Annotated in this window: 21 protein-coding genes; 4 read left to right on the top strand and 17 right to left on the bottom strand. The window is 64.0% G+C overall.

Features of this window, described 5'->3' with window-relative positions; all coding sequences use genetic code 11:
- Positions 1-113: 113 nt before the first annotated feature.
- The 11 genes from paaD to AC1RQP_RS34580 all read right to left on the bottom strand — a co-directional run bounded on the left by paaD (position 114) and on the right by AC1RQP_RS34580 (position 8,891).
- Positions 114-617 carry a 1,2-phenylacetyl-CoA epoxidase subunit PaaD gene (gene paaD / locus AC1RQP_RS34630; protein WP_239622230.1) on the bottom strand — a complete coding sequence of 168 codons (504 nt, stop codon included), beginning with the start codon at positions 615-617 and terminating at the stop codon, positions 114-116.
- Complete coding sequence (gene paaC / locus AC1RQP_RS34625; RefSeq protein WP_492941681.1) at positions 611-1,387, bottom strand: 1,2-phenylacetyl-CoA epoxidase subunit PaaC; 777 nt, start codon at positions 1,385-1,387, stop codon at positions 611-613. Before paaC ends, paaD begins: the two co-directional genes overlap by 7 nt.
- Positions 1,387-1,674, bottom strand: a complete 288-nt coding sequence (gene paaB, locus AC1RQP_RS34620; protein WP_015687593.1) for a 1,2-phenylacetyl-CoA epoxidase subunit PaaB — start codon at positions 1,672-1,674, stop codon at positions 1,387-1,389. The genes paaC and paaB overlap by 1 nt, the downstream gene beginning before the upstream one ends.
- Before the next feature lie 10 nt (positions 1,675-1,684).
- Positions 1,685-2,677, bottom strand: a complete 993-nt coding sequence (paaA, locus tag AC1RQP_RS34615) for a 1,2-phenylacetyl-CoA epoxidase subunit PaaA (RefSeq protein ID WP_492941678.1) — start codon at positions 2,675-2,677, stop codon at positions 1,685-1,687.
- A 76-nt stretch (positions 2,678-2,753) separates the two neighbouring features.
- Positions 2,754-3,620, bottom strand: coding sequence for a phenylacetic acid degradation operon negative regulatory protein PaaX (gene paaX, locus AC1RQP_RS34610; protein ID WP_492941676.1), 867 nt, complete (start codon positions 3,618-3,620; stop codon positions 2,754-2,756).
- A 91-nt stretch (positions 3,621-3,711) separates the two neighbouring features.
- Positions 3,712-4,482 carry an esterase/lipase family protein gene (locus AC1RQP_RS34605; RefSeq protein ID WP_492941674.1) on the bottom strand — a complete coding sequence of 257 codons (771 nt, stop codon included), beginning with the start codon at positions 4,480-4,482 and terminating at the stop codon, positions 3,712-3,714.
- Positions 4,483-4,684: 202 nt separating this feature from the next.
- The gene (locus AC1RQP_RS34600; RefSeq protein WP_492941805.1) at positions 4,685-5,971 is read right to left on the bottom strand and encodes a DUF445 domain-containing protein; all 1,287 of its coding nucleotides are present in this window, start codon (positions 5,969-5,971) and stop codon (positions 4,685-4,687) included.
- Positions 5,972-6,163: 192 nt separating this feature from the next.
- Positions 6,164-6,619, bottom strand: coding sequence for a phasin (locus AC1RQP_RS34595; protein WP_492941672.1), 456 nt, complete (start codon positions 6,617-6,619; stop codon positions 6,164-6,166).
- Between the two features lie 222 nt (positions 6,620-6,841).
- On the bottom strand, positions 6,842-7,435 hold the full coding sequence (locus AC1RQP_RS34590; protein WP_492941670.1) for a GNAT family N-acetyltransferase: 594 nt from the start codon (positions 7,433-7,435) through the stop codon (positions 6,842-6,844).
- The gene (locus AC1RQP_RS34585) at positions 7,432-8,514 is read right to left on the bottom strand and encodes a PHA/PHB synthase family protein (RefSeq protein ID WP_492941668.1); all 1,083 of its coding nucleotides are present in this window, start codon (positions 8,512-8,514) and stop codon (positions 7,432-7,434) included. Before AC1RQP_RS34585 ends, AC1RQP_RS34590 begins: the two co-directional genes overlap by 4 nt.
- Positions 8,511-8,891 (bottom strand): hypothetical protein, encoded by a 381-nt coding sequence (locus tag AC1RQP_RS34580; protein ID WP_492941666.1) that lies wholly within the window; start codon positions 8,889-8,891, stop codon positions 8,511-8,513. Before AC1RQP_RS34580 ends, AC1RQP_RS34585 begins: the two co-directional genes overlap by 4 nt.
- Positions 8,892-9,057: 166 nt before the next feature.
- On the opposite strand from AC1RQP_RS34580, the gene AC1RQP_RS34575 reads away from it, so the two are divergent.
- The gene (locus AC1RQP_RS34575; protein WP_492941664.1) at positions 9,058-9,972 is read left to right on the top strand and encodes an alpha/beta fold hydrolase; all 915 of its coding nucleotides are present in this window, start codon (positions 9,058-9,060) and stop codon (positions 9,970-9,972) included.
- Here AC1RQP_RS34575 and AC1RQP_RS34570 read toward each other — a convergent pair.
- From AC1RQP_RS34570 to AC1RQP_RS34545, 6 genes are all read right to left on the bottom strand, one after another.
- Positions 9,969-10,643 carry a spermidine synthase gene (locus AC1RQP_RS34570; RefSeq protein ID WP_492941662.1) on the bottom strand — a complete coding sequence of 225 codons (675 nt, stop codon included), beginning with the start codon at positions 10,641-10,643 and terminating at the stop codon, positions 9,969-9,971. The genes AC1RQP_RS34575 and AC1RQP_RS34570 overlap by 4 nt on opposite strands.
- A gap of 30 nt (positions 10,644-10,673) precedes the next feature.
- Positions 10,674-13,910 carry a bifunctional cytochrome P450/NADPH--P450 reductase gene (locus AC1RQP_RS34565; RefSeq protein ID WP_492941660.1) on the bottom strand — a complete coding sequence of 1,079 codons (3,237 nt, stop codon included), beginning with the start codon at positions 13,908-13,910 and terminating at the stop codon, positions 10,674-10,676.
- 152 nt (positions 13,911-14,062) lie between these two features.
- Positions 14,063-15,058: an alpha/beta fold hydrolase gene (locus AC1RQP_RS34560; protein ID WP_492941658.1), complete on the bottom strand. Its 996-nt coding sequence runs from the start codon at positions 15,056-15,058 to the stop codon at positions 14,063-14,065.
- A gap of 10 nt (positions 15,059-15,068) precedes the next feature.
- The gene (locus tag AC1RQP_RS34555) at positions 15,069-16,619 is read right to left on the bottom strand and encodes a WS/DGAT/MGAT family O-acyltransferase (RefSeq protein WP_492941656.1); all 1,551 of its coding nucleotides are present in this window, start codon (positions 16,617-16,619) and stop codon (positions 15,069-15,071) included.
- A 47-nt stretch (positions 16,620-16,666) separates the two neighbouring features.
- Positions 16,667-17,467: an esterase/lipase family protein gene (locus AC1RQP_RS34550; protein WP_492941654.1), complete on the bottom strand. Its 801-nt coding sequence runs from the start codon at positions 17,465-17,467 to the stop codon at positions 16,667-16,669.
- Positions 17,467-17,724 carry a DUF6489 family protein gene (locus tag AC1RQP_RS34545; protein WP_239622214.1) on the bottom strand — a complete coding sequence of 86 codons (258 nt, stop codon included), beginning with the start codon at positions 17,722-17,724 and terminating at the stop codon, positions 17,467-17,469. The genes AC1RQP_RS34550 and AC1RQP_RS34545 overlap by 1 nt, the downstream gene beginning before the upstream one ends.
- A gap of 304 nt (positions 17,725-18,028) precedes the next feature.
- Here AC1RQP_RS34545 and AC1RQP_RS34540 point away from each other — a divergent pair, with 304 nt between their 5' ends.
- From AC1RQP_RS34540 to AC1RQP_RS34530, 3 genes are all read left to right on the top strand, one after another.
- On the top strand, positions 18,029-19,624 hold the full coding sequence (locus AC1RQP_RS34540) for an ABC transporter substrate-binding protein (protein WP_239622213.1): 1,596 nt from the start codon (positions 18,029-18,031) through the stop codon (positions 19,622-19,624).
- A gap of 104 nt (positions 19,625-19,728) precedes the next feature.
- Entirely contained in the window at positions 19,729-20,709 is a 981-nt protein-coding gene (locus tag AC1RQP_RS34535; protein ID WP_492941651.1) for an ABC transporter permease, read from the top strand.
- 11 nt (positions 20,710-20,720) lie between these two features.
- Entirely contained in the window at positions 20,721-21,692 is a 972-nt protein-coding gene (locus AC1RQP_RS34530; RefSeq protein WP_492941649.1) for an ABC transporter permease, read from the top strand.
- The last annotated feature ends 1 nt before the right edge of the window (position 21,693 follow it).

Raw genomic sequence — 21,693 nt, 5'->3', positions numbered from 1 at the left:
ACCGCCGTCATTGCGAGGAGCCCTTGCGACGAAGCAATCCAGACTGCTTCCGCGGACGGATTCTGGATTGCTTCGCTTCGCTCGCAATGACGATGGAGTTGGCATCGTGATCCTCAATGACACTTGAAATAGTCAAAAGGTTCGCGGCAGGACTTGCAGCGCCACAGCGCCTTGCAGGAGGTCGAGCCGAATTCGGAGAGCAGCTCGGTGTTCTCAGAGCCGCATTGCGGGCAGGCCACGGCCTGCCCGCCGAACAGCGCGCGGCGCGAGCTCGACGCTTGCGGCGGCGCAATGCCGTAGGCGCGCAGCTTGCGGCGGCCCTCCTCGCTCATCCAGTCCGTCGTCCAGGCCGGTGACAGCACGGTGCGCACCTTGGGATGACGAAAGCCGGCGCGTTCCAGCGCGATCTCGATTTCGAGCGCGATCATGTTCATGGCGGGACAGCCCGAATAGGTCGGCGTGATCGCGACCTCGACATGATCGCCGTCGAGCGCAATCTCGCGCAGCACGCCGAGATCGGCGATGGTCAGCACCGGGATTTCGGGGTCGACCACGCTTGCCGCAGCGTCCCAGGCCCGTCGGCGCAGCTCGCTGTCGCGCTCCAGCACGCTCACCATGTCAACCCCGGGAAGGTGCGCTGCATCGATTGCAGTTCGGACAGGAGGTGGCCGAGATGTTCGCTGTGCCGGCCGGACCGGCCACCCTGCTGCATCCAGTCGTTCCGGGGCAGCTCGAGTGTGGCTTCGCCGACGACGTCGGACAGCGTCGTCAACCAACGACCGCGCAAGCTCGCAGGATCAATGGCGATGCCGGCCTGGATCAGGGCGCGCTCGCCGTCGTCGACCGAGAACATCTCGCCGGTGAAGGCCCAGAGATGATCGATCGCTGCTTGCGCCCGTCGACGGCTTTCGTCCGTGCCGTCCCCGAGCCTGATGATCCATTCCGAGGCGTGGCGCAGGTGATATGCGCTCTCCTTCTCCGATTTGGCGGCAATGGCGGCAAGCGTCGTATCGCGCGAGCTCATCATGGCACGCCAGTAAAGGTCGGCGAAGGCGGAATAGAAGAATTGCCTCACCAGCGTGTGGGCAAAGTCGCCATTCGGCTGCTCGACCAGCAGCAGATTGCGGTACTGCCTGACGTCACGCAAGTAAGCGAGCTTGTCCTCGTCATTGTCCTTGCCTTCGACCTTCGCGGCGTAGGTGTAGAGCTCGCGTGCCTGACCAATGAGGTCGAGCGCGATGTTGGAGAGTGCCATGTCCTCTTCCAGCATCGGCGCGTGCCCGCAACATTCCGACAGCCGGTGGCCGAGGATCAGCGCATCGTCGGCGCGGCGCAGCGCATGGAGCACCAGCGGTGTTTCGGAGATCTGGATGTTGGCGACGGCCATCACATGTGCCCCACTTCTTCCGGCACCTCGTAGAACGTCGGATGCCGGTAGATCTTCGACTCCGCCGGCTCGAACATCATGCCCTTCTCGGCGGGATCGCTCGCGGTGATCGCGCTCGATGGCACGACCCAGATCGACAGGCCCTCGCCGCGGCGGGTGTAGATGTCGCGGGCGGCTTGCAGCGCCATCGTCGCGTCGCTGGCATGCAGCGATCCCACATGCTTGTGCGCGAGCCCGTTGCGGCTGCGAATGAAGACCTCCCACAGCGGGGTGTTCGGCGTGGCCATCTTGATCTCCCTATTCTGCAGCCTGCGAGGTCTGACGCCGCGCGCGCTTGGCGGCATAGGCGGCTGCCGCCTCGCGCACCCAGGCGCCGTCCTCGTGCGCCTTGCGGCGCGCCGCCATGCGGTCGCGGTTGCAGGGGCCATTGCCGGCGAGCACCTGCTTGAATTCGGTCCAGTCGATCTCGCTGTAGCGCCAGTGTCCGTCCGCATCCTGCGTCATGCCGGGATCGGGAATGGTAAGGCCGAGATATTGCGCCTGCGGTACGGTGGCATCGACGAACTTCTGGCGCAGCTCGTCATTGGAGAAGCGCTTGATCTTCCACCGCGTCGAGGTGTCGCTGTGCTGGCTCGCGACATCCGGCGGGCCGAACATCATCAGCACCGGCCACCACCAGCGGTTCAGCGCGTCCTGAGCCATCGCCTTCTGCTCGTCGGAGCCGCGGCACAGCGTCACCATGATTTCGTAGCCCTGGCGCTGATGGAACGACTCCTCCTTGCAGACGCGGATCATCGCGCGTGCATAAGGACCGTAGGAGCATCGGCACAGCGGGATCTGGTTCATGATCGCCGCGCCGTCGACCAGCCAGCCGATCGTGCCGATGTCGGCCCAGGTCAGCGTCGGATAATTGAAGATCGAGGAATATTTCGCCTTGCCCGCGAGCATCGCGTCGACCAGCTCCTCGCGCGAGGTGCCGAGCGTCTCGGCCGCCGCGTAAAGATAGAGCCCGTGGCCGCACTCGTCCTGCACCTTGGCGAGCAGCGCGGCCTTGCGGCGCAACGTCGGCGCACGGGTGATCCAGTTGCCTTCGGGCAGCATGCCCACGATCTCGGAATGGGCGTGCTGCGAGATCTGGCGGGTGAGCGTCTTGCGATAGGCCGCCGGCATCCAGTCGTTCGGCTCGATGCGTTCCTCGGCATCGATGCGAGCCTGGAACTGCGCAGCCTTCACCGCGTCCTCGAGACCGCGATCGTCGGTCTCGGCCGTGTTCAGCGCCTGGGTATACATGCGCATCCTCCCGATTTATTGGGAGACAATATATAACAGAAATTACATCATGCAAGATATTTCTGTAACATAACAATCAGGAATCGAACCTCCGTTCCAGGAGCTTCCGGGCCGCCGGTAACGGCCCCTTCTCGTTGATTCCATGGCCGTCGAGCCATTGTTCCGATGCAGCGAGGAGCGCGCGATAGATCTCGCCGCAGAGCGCGCGGGCCGCCCTTCCCGGCCAATCCGCGGGCAACAGGCCTTCGGGCAGCAGCGGGTCGCGCAGCACGACACGGCGATAGTAGTGGATCAACAGGATCCGCGCGGTGAAGGCTTCGGCCTCGGACAATTCAGTACCGCGCGCGATCGCGGCGCGGAGCGGCTCGAACGTCTTCATGAATTTCAGATAGGCATCCGCGGTGCGATCGAGCGGCCAGCTCGCGCTGAGCAGGCGACGCCCGCTGTCATCCTCAGCCGAGACTTCGAGACGGATGGCGCCCGCAGCCTCGTCCGGTACCGGCACGCCCGACGGCGCGACCCAGACGCCCGGCAGCGGACTGCCGAAGCCGGCATTGCGCAGCGCCTCGCGTGAGGCGTCGCGGTCCTCGCCATTGCCGATCAGCAGCAGCTCGAAACGGCCGGTCCAGTCCGATGGCGGCGGATCGTAGATGTGGCGCGTGGCAGCTTCAAAGGTCTGCCTGCCCTTATCGGCCAGGCGATAGAAACTGTTTCGCCCGACCTTTTCGCGCGTCAGCCAGCCGTCGGCAGCAAGCCGCGACATCGCGGTGCGGACCACGCCGCTGTCGATATCCACGCTTTCGAAGAATTCCAGCAGCGTCCCCAGCCACACTGAGCCGCCGCGCGGCACGATGGCATCGCCGAACACGGTGATGACGATGGAGCCGGTGCGCGAGGGCTCGCGCTTGAGCTGGTCGATGATGCGGGAAAGCGGATGCGCCATGCGCGAGGCATAGCGCGTTTGGCGTGGCTGCGACAATGGACGGAAGCGACTCGCCTCTTCCATTCTCGTGCGAGACGAAGAGGAGAACGAGCTACCTATGCGGATCGGGATACGCCAGGCTGCGCCAGCCGCTGCGATCGAACGGGAGCCACTGGCCCTCCTTCTGCGCGAGCCGCTCGGCCACGGCATAGACGACGGCAGGATGATGGCCCATGCCGCAATGGCTGCTTTCCACCTCGATGCTCTCGGTCTGTGCGCCCGGTTTCTCCATGCAGCCCTGCCAGGCGCAAATGCCGTCGGTACGGCTGAAGATGGCGGTGGTCGGCACCGGCGGTGGAGCGGCAAGCTCTCCCCCGAAACGCGGATCGACCTCATCGGCCTTGTGCCCGCTGGCCCATTCGTAGACGCGCCAGGCGTTGGTCGAGCGCGGATCGCCGGCGAAGGGACTGCCGAGCGTGATCACCTGCCGCACGCGCTCCGGCATCATCTTGGCGAGCTGGCGGGCATAGAGACCGCCGAGGCTCCAGCCGACCAGGCTGATCTTGCGCGCGTGTTTGTCGCTGAGCTCCCGCACCAGATCGACCATTGCGTCCTGCACGCCTTCACGCAGGCCGTAATTGCGACCCTGACGCCAGCCGCTCACCGCATAGCCCTTGCTGGTCAAAAACGTGCGCAGCGCACGCGTGGACACGTCGGAGGCCACGAGGCCGGGGAGCACCAGCACCGGATGCCCATCACCGCGTGGCGCGAGGCTGAGGAGCGGCAGCGCGCCGAGGAATGCGCCGAACTCGTGAAGCGCGCGCCCCTCCAGAAACATCAGGGTACGGGACGGCGGACGCAGCGTCTGGGCGGTAGCGGTCATCGATGTTTCCCCTGGAAAGACTTCCTGGAAAGGACGCCGGCTGCGAAGCCGGCAAATTGGCTTGAATTCCAATGCACCAGCTTCTCGAACGTTCCGCAGCGCAACATGAATCAGCTAGGCGGCCGGTTCCTGACATTCAAGCGGGAGAGATGCGCGGCGGCAATAGGCCCGCGCGGTAATGCTAACGGCCGTGACGCGAAAGTCACAGCAATCGAAGCAGGAATTCTGCGGAGTAGAGCGCGAGACCGGCGAGACCGCCGATCAGCGAACCATTGAAGCGGATGTATTGCAGGTCCCGGCCGATATTGATTTCGATCAGCGAGATCAGCTGCGTCATATTCCACGCCTTGACCTGATCAGAGATGAAGGTGGAGACGCCCTTCTTCTGGTCGGCAACGAAGCTGCGCAGCACCCTCACCAGGCCCTTGTTGATCTCGCCGCGCAGTTCGGCATCGCCGGCGAGCGCGTCGCCGGCCGCGACGAACATCCCGACGAGATGATGCTGCAGCACCTGCGTCTCGCCGCTCGCGCTGCGCTCGATGAAGGAGCGCGTGTTGGCCCAGACGGTGCGGGCGAGTTCGGCAAGCTCGGGACGCGCAAGCAGATCGCGCTTCAAGCCGTCGATGCGATCGACATAGGCCTGATCGGTGCCGAGCCGATCGACGAAGCTCAGCACCATGCGATCGAACTCGCCGCGGAACGGATGCTTGGGATCGCTGCGCACCTCGTTGAAGAAAGCGGTGGCTGAGGCCACGATCTTGTTCACCAGAAACTTGTCGGCGCGATAGAGCCTGAGCAGGGTCGGCAACTCCGCGCGCACCTTCTCGCGGATCATCGCCATCGTTTCCTTCTGGTTCAGCGTGTCGTGCATCACACGCAGGAGATCGTCGAACAGGATCTGATGCCGTCCCTCCGCGACGAAGCCGCGCAGCGTGCCGGCCGCGAGCGGCGCCAGATCGATCGCCTGGAGCTGCGATGACATGCGGCGGATGACGAAGCTCATCAGACCGGAGCTTTCGGTGGCGGAAACGGCCTCCGGGAGCAGGCGCAGCGCGAACCGCGCCAGATCATCGCTACGCTTGCGGTCACGCAGCCAGTCCGCAACGAAGGAGCCGAAATCGATCTCCTTCAGCTTGGCCTCGACGGGGCCGGCTTCGAGGAAATGCACCTGGATGAATTCGCCGAGCTTGTCGGCGATACGGGCCTGATTGCTCTGGATGATCGCCGTGTGCGGGATCGGCAGGCCGAGCGGCCGCTTGAACAGCGCGACCACCGCATACCAATCGGCGAGACCACCGATGGTCGCCGCTTCCGCGAAGGCTGCGACGAAGCCGAACACGGGATGCACTGGAAGAAGCCATTTCGCGACGATGAAGAGCAGAAGCGTCGAGGCCAGCACCAGCGTCGCCAGGGTTTTCACGCGGCGCAGCTCGGCCGCGCGTTCGGCATCGCCGGGGGTATCGAAGGAGAAGGTGGCGGGTGGAGTCATGACGGTTTGAGAGTACGTCATTCCGGGGCGGTCCGCAGGACCGAACTATGGTGCGCAATTGCGCACCTGAGAATCTCGAGATTCCGGGTTCGATGCTTCGCATCGCCCGGAATGACGGTTGAGGCGACGAAGCCGACAAACAAAAGGCCCGCCGGAGCGGGCCTCAAATTCAGTTTCGACTCAGGCGTCAAATCAGGCGGTCTTGTTGTAGACCTTGGCGAAATTGTCCTGAGCGGACTTCGCGCCGTTGGCGGCGAGGTTGCCGAAATAGTCGGCGGTCGCCTTTGCACGCGAGACGAACACTTCGCCGCGGGCACGGAGCAGGCTCGACTGGATCTCGACGGCTTCGCTGATCGATTTTGCCGACGCCAGCTTGTCGATGCCCGAGAAGAACGCCTCGGCGTCCTCGTAGATCGCCTGCTGGATATTGCGGCTGATCTTGCCGGCCTCGGCGACGGATTCGGCCACTGCGTTCTCGACAGCGGCGGTCACCCGCTCGGAGCCGGCGAAGGCCTCCGCGGCACGGTCCTTGGCAGTGTTGGCAGTCTTCTTGACGAATTCGCGGGCGGCCTCGGGAACTTCCAGATTCTGGATGTTCTTGAAAGCGTCCTTGAAGCCCTCGAACGCGGTGTTGGTTTCAGTGGTCATGGGGTTCTCTCCATCCTCATTGATCTGAGCTATGGGCTCACCCCGTCCTCATTGGCCCGGGGCAGCCATCTGTATGGCATAGTTAATTGTGCGATGCAACATACATATTGCGACGCACCATCACAAAAGTGTGACAAGCCTCGGCAAGAGGCATCATGATGCCTCTTTAGCCAACCGGTGCGATGATGGGCCCGATTTGAACCGAATGCTGAGCGGGCGCTCCTAGTGCTGGACAGCGCCCGGCACCCCATACGCCTCCATCTGGGCCTGGACCTGCGCGATGTTGTGACCGAGCACGACGATGTCGTGGGTCTTGCCGTCGACATCCCGGACATGGTCGCGCAGCAGCGCCTCGGCCTTGAAGCCGAGGCTTTCGAACAGGGCGATCGCCGCCGGCTGATCGACGGTCATCTGGACCGAGAGCTTCTCCAGGCCGGCGCCGAGCGCGAGTGCAAAGGTCTCCTGCGAGAGCGCCTTGCCCACTCCCTTGCCGCGGACATCGGGCGATACCACCATCCGGATCTCGCCGACATGCGGCGACCAGGAATGCGGATCGCGCACCAGCGTGCCGCAACCGACCACCCTGCCCTCTCTCACCGCAAGCAGACTCTGGATCGCGCCGCGCTCGATCTCCTTGACCCACGCCGACAGGACCTTCGGCTCGCTGATGTTGCGGGGGAGGAACAGCAGATCGTGGGTCGGCAGGCCCTTGCCGAAGGCCAGCACGGCGGCCTCGTCCGCAGGCGACATCAAGCGGATCTCGATGGCGCCGGCCTCGGTGTCGACCTGACGCGGGTAGGAACGCTGCTCACTCATGTCGATCTCTTCCCCAGCCAGGAATCCAGTTTCGGCCACAGTCGCTTCACCGCGTTGGCGCCCGCGACGAGAGAGACGTGACCACCCTTCAGGATCACCTCCTCCTTGTCCGCCGAGCCGACCTTGGCGATCAGATGTTTGGCGGCCTCATACGGCACGATGTGGTCGTGCTCGGCGACCGCATGCAGGATCGGTACCGTGATATCTTCCAGCCTCGCCGCCCGGCCGCCAACCGACATGGTGTCGTTGAACAGCTTGTTGTCCCACATCAGGTCCTTGGTGATGGCGCGGAAATACTCGCCTGCCAGCGGCAGCGTGTCGGTCGCCCAGCGGTCGAACATGCGGTAGGACTTGACGAACTCGTCGTTCCAGATGTTCTCCCAAAGCTGGATCTGGCTCGCCGTGCGCGAGGCCGGGCGCAGCATCTCGAACGAGGACAGGATCATCTCCGGCGGCACGTTTCCCACGCTGTCGACGAGACGATCGACGTCGAAATAGCGGCGGTCGGAGAAATTCGAAAACAACTTCATCTCGCGGAAGTCGATCGGCGTGGTGAAGCAGATCAAATTCTTCATCGGCCCGTCCTTGTGGATCGAGCCGTAGAGCAACGACAGCACGCCGCCGAAGCAATAGCCGATGACGGAGACGTCCTGCTCGCCGGAATCGGCTTGCACGCGGCGGATGCAGTCCGGGATGAAGTCGAGGACATAGTCCTCCATGCGCAGGTTTCTTTCCTCAGGCCGCGGCGCGCTCCAGTCCAGCATGTAGACGTCGTAGCCGCGCCTCAGCAGGAACTCGATGAAGCTCTGGCCGGGCACGAGGTCGAGGATGTAGCCGCGGTTGGTCGTCGCCATCACGATCAGCACCGGCACGCGGTAGATCTCGTCCGACATCGGCCGATAGTGGTAGAGGCTCATGGTTCCGCGCGAATGCAGCACGTCCTTCGGTGTCGAGCCGAGCGAAGGGCCCGAGGTCGAGAAATACTCGACGCCCTTGATGCTGCGCTGGATCGCGCGCTGCACTTCGGACTGGATGCGCTCCGGGATGGACGCGAAATCAAGTCCCGTCGGCGCGTTCATTTTTGCTCTCCGCCTTCGGACGGCGGACGTTTCGTCCGCGGCGGACGCGGAGCGACGCCGCCCTGCTGCGCACCCGAACTGGCCGACATCTGGCTCAGCATCGACTTGATTTCGCCGAGTTGCCCTTCAATCGACTGAAGCCGCTCCGCGATACCGGTCATCTGCTCGCGGCTCGGCAGGTTCATGGAGAGCAGGTATTTCTCCATGAGATCGCCAAATTGCTTCTGAGCACCTGCAGCAACGCCGCCGGCGCGGTTCACGGCTTGCGAGAACTCGGGCGTCTCCATCGCCTTGGTCGCGAAAGAGTTGAAACCCTTCTCCATCTCGCCGACCATCTTCTGCCACAAGGCGACCGGATCCGTGATCTTGTCGGTCATCAGCGTCCTCCCATGTAGAGGGCTTTGCACCCTTCTTTTCTCGCCATACCACACCGTTGCGAGATGCCGGTCAACCGGCAAGCAGCGGGCGCGGTGTCGCGCTCGCGGCTTCTTCGCGGAACGAAACCGTGCGATACAGCATCGACCAGCAGGAGGGACCGCGCCCGTGACCGCCCATCAGCCGCCCCACACCGTCCGCGCCAATGGCATCGACATCTGCTACGAGATTTTCGGCAACGACAATGCCGAGCCGTTGCTGCTGATCATGGGGCTCGGGGCGCAGATGATCCATTGGGACGATGCGTTCTGCGAGCAGCTCGCCGCGCGCGGCTTCCGCGTCATCCGCTTCGACAACAGGGACATCGGCAAGTCGAGCCATCTCACGGGCGGCAAGCGCCTGACCCCGCTCGAGCTGCTGAAGCTGCGTTTCCTTAGGATTCCCGTGGCCGCAACCTACAAGCTGATCGACATGGCCAAGGACACGGTCGGCTTGATGGACGCACTCGGCATCAAGTCGGCGCATCTGGTCGGCGCCTCCATGGGCGGCATGATCGCACAGGAGGTGGCGCTGTCGTTTCCGCACAGCGTGCGTTCGCTGACATCGATCATGTCGACCACGGGTAATCCGCGTATACCGCCGCCGACCCGCGAGGCCGCCGCGATGCTGATGGCGCCGCCGCCACGCAGCAAGGAGGAGTTCATCGTCCGCTTCGGCCAGACCTGGAAGATTTTGCGCGCCGGTTCTTTTCCGGAAGAGGAAGCGCTCGACCTCGAACGTGCCGAGCGCGTGTTCGCGCGCGGGCTCAATCCGGCCGGCGTCGGCCGGCAACTCCGTGCCGTGCTGGCCTCCGGCAGCCGCAAGGAGCGCCTGCATAGCGTGAAGACGCCGACGCTGGTGATCCACGGCACGGTCGATCCGCTGGTCCATCCCGAAGGCGGCAAGGACACGGCGGCGTCAATCCCGAATGCCAAGCTGCTGATGATCGAAGGCATGGGTCATGCCCTGCCGATGCGGTTCTGGGCCGAAATCATCGACGCCATCGACAAGCATGCGCACGGGGCGGCGGCGCAGGCGGCTTAGGTCTTCCGCGCGATCCAGATCACGTGGCGCGCGCCGCCACCTCTGCCGGTGGCACGGATGTTGACCTCGTTGACGCCGAAGCCGGCAGTACGGAGCCGCTTGGTGAAGGCCGCGTTGGGGCCGGACGACCACACCGCCAGCACACCGCCAGGCCGCAGCGCCGTCTTAGCCGCCTTCAACCCGCTCGCATCATAGAGGGCATCATTGCCTTTCCGGGTCAGCCCTTCCGGCCCGTTATCGACGTCGAGGAGAATGGCATCGAACGCAGAGCGCTGCGCGCGGATAATCTCGCCGACGTCAGTTTCGCGGATGCTCACCCTGGCATCATCGAGACTGTCGCCAAAGACCTCCGCCATCGGACCTCGCGCCCAGGCCACAACCGCGGGCACGAGCTCGGCGACAATGATCTTCGCCTTGCTTCCGAGCACAGCGAGCGCCGCGCGCAGTGTAAACCCCATGCCGAGGCCACCAATGAGGATGACGGGTTTTGCGACTTGCTCGATCTGCTTCGCCGCGAGCGTCGCGAGCGCGGCCTCCGAGCCCGACAGGCGATTGTTCATCAGCTCGTTGCTGCCGAGCTTGATGGAAAACTCCTTGCCCCGTCGCATCAGGCGGAGTTCCTCGTCGGAGCCGGGGATTTTGGCGGTGTCGATCTTTTCCCAGGGAATCATGCCAGACGTTTAGCACGATCGGGCGGGCCGTCACCCACCCGCCCAGACATCCAGCACATAGCGGTTCTTCGCGCCCATCTCCTCGATCCAGCGCGCAGCCGTGGCGGCGTCGCGGCCGGTCTTCTCGCGCTGGATCGCAACCAGCGCCGCCTTCACATCGGGCTCCATCCTGCCGCCGTCGCCGCAGACATAGATGATCGCGCCCTGCTCGATCAATGGCCAGACCTTGTCCTTCTGGGCGGCGAGCACATGCTGCACATAGGTCTTCGGTCCATCCGCGCGCGAGAATGCCGTGAAGAGCTCGGTGATGCCGCCGGCCGCCAGTGCCTTCAGCTCGTCGGCATAGAGAAAATCCTGATCGGGATGGCGGCAGCCGAAGAACAGCATGGATGGCCCGAGCACCGCGCCCTTGGCCTTGCGCGCGGCACGCTCCTGGAGAAAGCCGCGAAACGGCGCCAGGCCCGTGCCCGGGCCGATCATGATGATCGGCACGGAGGGATCATCGGGCAGCCGGAAACCGGCCTTGGTCTCACGCACGGTGGCGTAGATCACATCGCCGGCACGTCGATTGGCGAGGTAGCTCGAGCAGATGCCTTTATAGACGCCACGGCCCGAGGCGGCCGGCCCTTCGACCACGCCGACCGTGATGCTGCAACGCGCCGGATCGACCGACGGCGAGGAGGAGATCGAGTAATAGCGCGGCGCCAGCAGCGAAAGCATTTCAAGGTAGACGTGGAACGGCAATTCGCAGGCCGGATAGTCGAGCAGCAGGTCGAACACCGATTTGCGTCTGGCCAGGATCTCGGTGCGGTAGCGCTCGAGCGGCTCCGCCTCCTCGCCGACGAACGCCAGCAGCTTCGGCTTGGTGACGGGGCAGCGGGTGTGCTCCGCCATGATCTGAATCTGCTTGCGCGTCGCGACCTGCTGGAGTTCGACGAACTCGCTGAGCAGACGGCCGACCGACACGGCCTCGCCGACCGGCAATTGCGCACGACGGCCTTCGGCGACCTGCAATCTGATCTGGTCGGCCGGCAGGAAACCGAAGCGGCGGGCCACCGAATCCACCAGCCTCGGATCGTTGCGCGGAACCACGCTCAAATGATCGCCGACGCGATAGGTGATGTCGGACGGCAACTGCACCTCGATGTGGCGCGTCGAGCGCTCCGACGGATGCGGGCCACTCTTGTTCTGGAGCTCGTCATTGACCCGCACCTTCATCGCCACCGCGCCGCCCTGGGCGACGATGGTGTTGACGGCGGTCACCGCCACCGGCTCGATCGCGTAGAGCGGATCGTCCTCCGCCGTGCGGGTGAAGTTCCAGTCGATACCGAACTCCTTGGTCGCGACCTCGGCCGCCGCCGGGAACCATTTCTGAAACTGGCCGTCGAGATCGCTACGCGCATCGCCCTCGCCGCGCGGATAGACCGCCCGCGCACCGTGGGCCGACAATTGCTCATCGATGAAGCGCGGCACGGATTGATAGGTCGCCGCCCAATCGCTGTTGCCGCAGCCGAACACGGCGTAACGCACCTTGGCAAAGGTATCCTTCGGCAGGTCGCCGCCGAGCCATTTGACGAACTGCGTCGCATTGTCAGGCGGTGCGCCGTTATAGGAAGCGCAGATGATCAGCACGCCGCCCTCCTGCGGCAACTTGCCGACATAGTCGTCGAGCGGGCCAAGATGCACGGCAAAGCCGTTGATCTCGGCGAGGTCCGCCATGCGCGTCGCCAGCTCTTCGGCGGTGCCGAGATTGGAGCCGTAGAGCACCAGCATCGGCGTGTTATGGCCGGGCCGCGTCGTCGGCTGCCGAGGCGCCTTCGGCGCCGAAGCCGCCGCAGCGACCGGCCCGCCATAGGCGCCGCGCTCGCGATCGGCGCGCGGACGCACCTTGATCTTGAAGCCTTCCGGCTTGATCGTCAGCGTTTCCTTCAGGTGCATCTGGTAGCGCTGGTGGTCGATCAGCTTGAAGCGCTGCAGGATCATGCCAAGCGCGAGCGCAGCCTCGTGGATGGCGAAGCCACGGCCGATGCAGGCGCGCTGGCCGTTGCCGAACGGCTTCCACGCATTGATCGGCCGTTTCGCTTCCGCCTCGCGGCTGAAATTCTCGGGATCGAACACGTCCGGGTTCGGCCCCCAGACAGAGGGATCGCGATGCAGCGCGGTCACCAGGATGGTGGTGAAGGTGCCCTTTCTGAGCTTGTACCTGCCGCCACCGATGGTCTCGTCCCTGAGCGGCGAGATGCCGTAGGCCGGCGCCGGCGGCCACAGCCGCAGCGCCTCCTTCAGGATCTGCGTGATGTAGGTGAGCTGCGTCACCTGCTGATAGGTTGGCTTCGCATTGACATCGGGGCCGAAGACGCGGTCGACCTCGTCATAGGCCTTCTTGAGAATGTCAGGGTGCTTGAGCAGCGCATAGAGCGTGTAGGACAGCAGGCCGCTGGTGGTCTCGTGGCCCGCGATCAGGAACGTGTTGATCTGGTAGCGGATATTGACGTCGTCGAGTTGCTCGCCGGTCGCGCGGTCGACACCGGTCATCATCGCGGCAAGCATGTCCTTCTTGTCATCGATGCCCTCCGCGATCTTGCGACGCTCGGCGATGATCTCGTCGACCATCTTGTTCATGAAGGCGACGTCTTCGGCAAGCGTCCTGCGGCGCTTCTGCATCCAGAGCTGCTCGAACGGCAGGCCGCGCGTCATCATGATGGTTTCGAGCGAGCGCACGAGCGACTCGACGAAGGGATGGTAGTCGCGCCGGTAGAACGAATTGAAGCGATAGTCGAAGCCGCACAGGCCGATCGTGTCCAGCGTCAGCGCCGTCATGTCGTGGACGACGTCGATCTCGTCGTCGGCGTTGAGCCGCTCCCATTTCTGGACCAGCTGCTCGGCGATATCGACCATGCTTCCGTGGTAAGACTGCATGGCGCGGTTGCCGAAGGGCTGAAGCAGGATGTTGTGCGCCTTGCTCCAGTTCGGCTCGTTGGTGTCAGCCGTGAACAGGCCGTCGCCGCCGACCGCGCGCACGCGCCGCAGCGCACCGCGCACCGTCTTGTCGAACCGCTTCTCGTCGGAGAGCTCGTCGACGAGATCGTGGCCGGAGACGACGACGATCGGCGAGCCCATCATGTCGAGCCAGAAGATCGGACCCAGTTCCTTGGCGAGCCGCGTCAGGTGCTGCACGGGGGCGGACGAATCCAGCGACAGCATGTTGCCGACCACCGGCTTGGTCGGCGGATGCGGAATCGGGTCCAGACGGTTCTTGGATGACATTTGAAGCGCTTCCCCCTCTTGCCGTCATTCCGGGGCGATGCGCAGCATCGAGCCCCGGAATCTCGCGATTCTCAGGTGCGCAATTGCGCACCATAGTCCGGTCCTTCGGCCCGTCCCGGAATGACGTCTGACTTACGTGGACGACCGGATCCTCACCTAAACCGCCTTCTACGCCATTCGATCAGCTTGGCGCTGACCTCTTCCGGCTTCTCCTGCTGCGTCCAATGGCCGCTGTCCTTGACGAGATACTTCTCGAGGTCGGCGATCAGCCTTTCCATGCCGTCGGCCGCCGAGGGCGGCAGCACCGCGTCGTTCTCGGCCATGATCATCAACGACGGGACGTGGATGTGATGATCCAATCCCTCCGCGCGCTCCCAATTGCGCGTGAAATTGCGATACCAGTTGATGCCGCCCGTGAAGCCAGTTTTCGTGAACGTGTCGACGAACACTTTCTTCTCCTCCGCCGACAGGATCGGCGTGCGCGGATCGACCTTGGCATCATAGGCCGCGATCATCTGCGGAAACGCCAGATTGGTCTTTGACGAAGCGCCGACACCCGCGATCGGCGGCTCCGCCGGTTTGGCCGCCGGCCGCGGCAGCGGCTTGCGCATGAAGGCGTCGAAGGTCTGTTCGACGCGGCTGCCAAAGATCCTGTCCGGCTCGCGTGCGGGGTCCTGGAACTGGACGATGTACATCTGGTCGCCGAAGCGCTGGCGAAACAGCGCGATCGGGTCGATCGGCGCGCGGTCCCAATGCGGCGTGTTGACGCCGACGACGCCGGCGACGCGCGAGGGGTGACGCAGCGGCATCTGCCAGACGACGAAGCCGCCCCAGTCGTGGCCCACGAAGATCGCCTTGTCGATATTCAGGTGATCGAGCAGACCGACGAGATCGCCGGTCAAATGCTCCATGTCATAATCCTCGACCGCCTCGGGCCGGTCGGTCGCGCCATAGCCGCGCTGGTCCGGCGCGATTACCCGGATGCCGGCCTCGCTCAGTGCCTTGATCTGGTGGCGCCAGGAGAAGGCGAGCTCAGGCCAGCCGTGACACAGCACGAGCGGTGGCTTGTCATCGGTCGGGCCCGCCTCGTAATAGCCCATGCGGATTCCGTTCGTCTGCGCGAACTTGAGCGGCGGCATTTCAATCATCGTGGATTCCTTATTCCGCCGCGCCCTTCATATCGGCGGCCGGCCGCGCATAGGCGGCCTCCAGCGCGGCAAACTCCTCCGGCAACATATCGCACATCACCTGCACATGCGGAATGATGTTGGCGCCGACGATGAAACCGAAATCGAGCTGGTCGCGATAGCTCTGCACGGTGATGTTGAGGGCCTGCCCGTGCGTCGAGATCGACACCGGGAAGATATGCAACAGCTCGGCACCGGCGGCATAGAGCGTCTGCCGCGGCCCGGGCACGTTGGACACCGTGATGTTGGCGGCGGGCGGCAGCACGTCGGAGAGATTCGAGCGGCTGTAGAGCAGCGCCAGGATCTGCACCATGATCGGCGCGCCCAGCATCGAGATGTTGGAGACCTGCGGCATCAGGGCGCGCAAGGGATGCGACATCTCCTTGGACTTGGTCGATTGCGCGATGATGGCCTCCAGCCGCGCCTTGGGATCCTCGAGGTTGGTCGCGATCGCGCAGATCATGCCAAACACCTGGTTGTTGGCCTCGGTGTTGCCTTCCTCGCGCAGCGAGATCGGCACGGCGGCAGTCAAGGATTTCGCCGGCAGCGTGCCATATTGCAGGAGGTAGCGCCGGACCACGCCGGAGGCGAGCGCCAGCACCACGTCGTTGAGCTTGCCGCCGGCCTGCTTGGCCAGGGCCTTCGCCCGCGACAGCGGGATCGACACGCCGGCAAAGCTCCGCTCCGACGAGATCGTCTTGTTGAGCATGGTCGGCGGCGACACCATGCTGGCGAGGCTCTCGCGCGACTTGGGATCGGCGACCTTGCCGAGCACGTCGGAGACGCTCTTCAGCACGGTCGGGATGTTGCCGGCGAAGCGCACGGCGCTCTCGATCTGGTACATCGCGTTGTCGAACAGGATCGAGCCGATGTCGCTCTTGCCGGTGCGCGGCAATTGCAGGTTCTTCGCGGTCTGCGAAGCGTCGAGCGGTTGAGAGAAGAGCTGCTGATAGGAATCGAGCAGGTTCGCGGCGATGTCACGCGGCTCCTGAGCGGGCTTCGCTCCTCGCCTCGGCGGCTCGACCTTCCGCGGAATCGGCGAGATATCATAGATCATGTTGGTCAGGGCAGCGCCGGCGCCGCCGTCGATCGCGGCATGATGCATCTTGGAATAGAGCCCGACCTCATTGTCCTTCATGCCCTCGAACACGTAGAACTCCCAGAGCGGGCGGGCGCGGTTCAGGAGCTTGGCGTGCATCCAGCCGACGATACGTTCGAGCGTGGCGCGGTCGCGCGGTTGCGGCAGGCTGGCGCGGAAGATGTGACGGTCGATGTCGAACTGGTCGTCCTCGACCCAGGAGGGATGATCGATGTCGAGCGGCGCCTTCTCCAGCCGCGCCTTGAGGATCGGCGCCATGTGCAGGCGCGAGACGATCATTGCCTTGAAGTCTTCGAAGAAGTCACCCTTGTAATCGTCGGGCAGGCGGAAGATCGCCATGCTGCCGACATGCATCGGCATCTCCGGCGTTTCCAGATAGAGAAACGACGCGTCCAGCGACGACAGCTTCTTCCCGTCGGCCATGGTTCCCTCCCGCAAGATCTGACGGGCGCCTTGGACGGCGCTTCTCGTCAGGCCGATACTGCCTGTTCCGGCGGGGCATATGCAATGGCAAACGGCCCTGCCCGGTCAAATGGCCGGAACTCCCCCTCCGGCTGCGCCAGGCGATCTGCCACGGCCCATAGCGCCGCGGGGTTCACCCCGAGCCCGATGTGGCTCGCCAAATGCACCTCGATGTTCTCGGCACGCGCGGAGGGACGAAGCAGGCAGGTCTGCCAGTTCACGACGCCGTCGGCGCGCGAATAGATCGACGTCGTCGGCACCGGCAGATCACCAGCGATCGCCTCGCGCGCTTCGGGAAAATCCTCGACCCGCTCGCCGGACAGCGCCTCGTAAAGCCGCGTGGCGTTGGTCGCCCGCACGTCGTTGGCGAAAGGGCTGCCGAGCGTGATGACGTAACGGACCTTGTCGGGTGCCCAAAGCGCGAGATCGCGGGCATAGACGCCGCCGAGGCTCCACCCGACCAGGCTGACCTTGCGTTCGCTCGCGGCATGGATTTCGGCCAGGCGAGTGCGCAGCGAATCCCGCATCCGCCCGAGCCCGCCGAGATTGCGGCCCATCCGCCAGGCATGTGCCTCATAACCGAGCTCGCTGAGATAGCGCCGCATCGGCACCATCGACAGGTCGCTGGCGAGAAAGCCCGGCAGCGCCAGCACCGGATGGCCGTCGCCCTTCGGCGCGCGCATCAGGAGCGGCGACAGCAGCAGGCTCGCATTCAATTCGAACAGTCCACGGGCTTCGGCCAGCAGCAGGCCGAGACCTGGCGGACGAAGCCGGCCCGACTCCAGCGTCCCGTCCGGTCCGGTCGACACTATTTCTTCTTGTCGCCGCCGCGCGTGCCGCCAAGCCCGGCCATCGCGACGAACATGTCCTGAAACCGCTCGGCGATCTTGGGATCGAAGGTGAACCAGCTCTGGATCAGGGACTCCGGCGAGACCTTCTCGATGTTGCTGAGAACCTGCTGCTGCAACTTGTCCATCACCGCCGCCTGCATCGGCGCCACGTCCGGCAGACCGAAGAACTGGCGAGCCTCGAGGGGGGTGCAGTCGATTTCGATGTTAACCTTCATGTCCCCTCCAGATGAGATTCGAGCGGCCTGTCTGAGTATCGCCGCGAGTTGTGGTGCAACGCAAGCGACCTGATGCCGGCGCGACATGCTCGGTCCGGCAATCCGCCCGCATGGTCAACCAAAGTCGAAAGACATGGTCGTCCATACCGGGCGACACGGTCAGCATTGCTGCACAGCGGTGCAACTTGGCGCGTTCCTTGCTGGAATGGCGCTTGCACGGGTCGAGAACTCTGGGCAACATGGATCAGTCAACCCCGCCGAACAATCAAAAATCACCGGCGTGGCAGTGCGGAGAGGGTCAAGAATGTCAATCGGTCAAAGTCTGTGTGCGGCGGCGCTCGCCGGTGCGCTTGCGTTGGCGGTCTCGCCGGCGTCAAGCCAGACGCTACGTTATGCCAATCAGGGTGACCTGAAGTCGCTCGATCCCTACACCCTGAACGAGAGCACCACCCACGCCCATCTTGGCCACGTCTATCAGGGCCTCACCGCGCGCGACAAGGACCTCAAGATCATTCCGGCACTGGCCGAAAGCTGGGAAACGCCGGAGCCGACCCGCTGGCGCTTCCATCTGCGTAAGGGCGTGAAATTCCACAACGGCGATCCCTTCACCGCCGACGACGTGCTGTTCTCCGCCGACCGCGTCCGCAAGAAGGGGTCCAACATGCAGACCCGCCTTGCGCCCGACGTCAAGGTGGTCAAGGTCGACGACTACACCGTCGATTTCATCCTGCCCTCGCCCAATCCCATCCTGCATTCGTCGTGGGATGTCTGGTACATCATGGACAAGAAGTGGGCCGAGGCGAACAACGTCGTCGATCCGACCCCGGTGGCGGCGACCACGCCGAGCTACGCCTCGCTGCACGAGAACGGCACCGGTCCCTTCATCATCGAAAGCCATCAACCCGGCGTGAAGACGGTGTTCAAAGCCAACCCGAACTACTGGGGCAAGGTCGAAGGCAATTTGAAGGAAATCATCTTCACCCCGATCGCCTCCGACGCCACCCGCGTCGCCGCGCTGCTTTCGGGCGAAGTCGACGTCATCGAGCCGGTGCCGATCCAGGACATCTCCCGCGTCGATTCCAGCCCGAACGCCCAGGTGCTGAAGGGACCGGAGCTGCGCACCATCTTCATCGGCTTCGACCAGACTCGCGACGAGCTGCTCTACTCCAACATCAAGGGCAAGAACCCCTTCAAGGATGCCCGCGTCCGCGAAGCCTTCTACAAGGCCATCGACATCGAGCTGATCAAGACGCGCGTGATGCGCGGCCTGTCGACGCCGTCGGCTCTGATGATCGCGCCGGAACTGTTCGCGCTCTCCAAGGAGTTCACGCGGCCGAAATTCGATCCTGACGGCGCCAAGAAGCTCCTGACCGAGGCCGGTTACCCCGACGGTTTCGAGGTCACCATGGACTGCCCGAACGATCGTTACGTCAACGACGCCGCGATCTGCCAGGCCGTCGTCGGCATGCTCGCGCGCATCGGCGTCAAGATCAATCTGCTGGCGCAGCCGAAGGCGCAGTACTTCGCCAAGGTGCTCAAGCAAGGCGGCTACCAGACCTCGTTCTACCTGCTGGGCTGGACGCCGAGCACCATGGATTCCCACAACGTGCTCTACGACATCATGGGCTGCCGCGACGATGCCAAATCCTCGCGCGGCGAGGCCAATCTCGGCGGCTACTGCAACAAGGAGTTCGACGCCATCACCGACAAGGTGCTGGTCGAGACCGACACCGCCAAGCGCAACCAGCTGATCAAGCAGGCCTACGAAATCGGTATGAAGGACTGGGCCTACATTCCGCTGCACCAGCAGGCGCTGGCATGGGGCGTATCGAAAAAGGTCAACCTGCCGCAACGCGCCGACAATCTGGTCATGTTCCACTGGGCGACCAAGAAGGAATAGCGTCAGTTGAACACAGGGTCCCGGTCGCGTGAGGCGTCCGGGACCATTCCTTTTCCGGCCGGCAAAGACGTCAGCCGCACGCACACCCAAGGACAGTGGAAGGCATGCTCGCTTTCACTCTTCGCCGCGCCGTTCAGGCCATCGGCGTCATGTTCGCCGTCGGCATCATCGCGTTCTCGATGTTCCGCTTCGCCGGCGACCCCGTCAACCAGATCGTCTCGATCGACACCTCGGCGGCCGAGCGCGCGGTCGTGCGCAAATCGCTCGGCCTCGACGATCCCGTGCCGGTACAGTTCGCGCGCTATTTCGCCGATGCCGCGCAGTTCAAGTTCGGCGTTTCCTACCAGTTCCGCCAGCCGGTCTCGGCGCTGTTGATGGAGCGTATGCCCGCGACACTGGAGCTTGCGATCTGCGCGACCGTCTTCGCGATGGTGTTCGGCATCCTGATGGGCGTCTATTCGGCGCTCAAACGCGACACCGTGCTGGCCAAACTGTTCCAGGCAGTTTCGCTTGTAGGCATCTCGCTGCCGACTTTCCTGATCGGCATTCTCCTGATCTATCTGTTCGCGGTGACATTGGGCTGGTTGCCCTCGTTCGGCCGCGGCGAGGTGGTCAAGCTCGGCTGGTGGACGACGGGCCTGCTCACGCTGTCCGGACTGAAGGCACTGATCATGCCCTCGATCACACTCGGCCTGTTCCAGATGACCTTGATCATGCGGCTGGTGCGCGCGGAGATGCTGGAAGTGCTGCGGACCGACTATATCCGCTTCGCACGTGCCCGGGGACTGACCACCCGTGCCATCCATTTCGGCCACGCGCTGAAGAACACGCTGATTCCGGTGATCACGGTGGCCGGACTTCAGTTTGGCTCGGTTATTGCATTTTCCATCATCACCGAAACCGTGTTCCAGTGGCCGGGCATGGGACTTCTGTTCGTCCAGGCCGTGCAAAATGTCGATATCCCGATCATGGCCGCCTACCTGCTGATGGTCTCGCTGATCTTCGTCACCATCAATCTGGTGGTCGACATTCTCTATACCGTGGTCGATCCGCGCCTGCGCTCGACCATCGGTCGCGCCGCATAAGGCAGCCCCGCATGTCCGACGCAGCCGTCTCCAGTTCCGACAAGCAGGGCGCGCAGCCGGCACCTGCCGCCCAGAACTGGTTCAGGCGCGGGCTCGACAGCGATCTCTTTTATTCTTTCCGGCGTTCCAAGCTCACCATGGTGGCGGCGACCATCACGGTCTTGTTCTTCCTGCTCGCGATCTTTGCATCCGTGCTTGCGGTGCAGAATCCGTTCGATCCGGCGCAGCTGCAATTGATGAATTCGCGGATCTCGCCGCTGTGGACCGCCGACGGTCAGAGCCCGTTCCTGCTCGGCACCGACGAGCAGGGCCGCGACGTGTTCTCTGCCATTCTCTATGGCATGCGCATCTCGCTCGCCGTCGGCGTCGCCGGGGTGATCTTCGCCGGCGCGCTCGGCATCGCGCTCGGCCTGATCGCCGGCTATTTCGGCGGCGCAGTCGACGGCGTGATCATGCGGATCGCCGACGTACAACTCACCTTCCCCGCCATTCTGATCGCGCTGCTGGTCAACGGCATCGCGAAATCGATCCTCGGCAACCGGCTCGACGCCACCAGCATGCTGGTGGTGCTGGTGATCTCGATCGGCCTGAGCTTCTGGGTGGGGTACGCGCGGACGGTGCGCGGCTCCGTGATGGTCGAGAAGAACAAGGACTACGTGGCTGCCGCGCAGCTGATCGGCCTGCCTGCGCCGAAGATCATGCTGCGGCATGTGCTGCCGAACACGATGGGCCCGATCCTGGTCATCGCCACGATCAACCTTGCGCTCGCCATCATCACCGAGGCGACGCTCTCCTTCCTCGGCGTCGGTCTGCCCGACACCATGCCATCGCTCGGCACGCTGATCCGCATCGGCAACAACTATCTGTTCGCCGGCGAATGGTGGATCGTCGCTTTCCCCGGTTTTGCGCTCGCCGCCCTGATCCTCTCCATCAACCTGCTTGGCGACTGGCTGCGCGACGCGCTCAACCCGAAGCTTCGATGAG

The sequence above is a fragment of the Bradyrhizobium sp. GW821-FHT13H06 genome, from assembly GCF_058803975.1.
The sequence above is the reverse complement of the archived record's forward strand: the minus strand, read 5'-3'. Positions and strand labels throughout refer to the sequence as shown.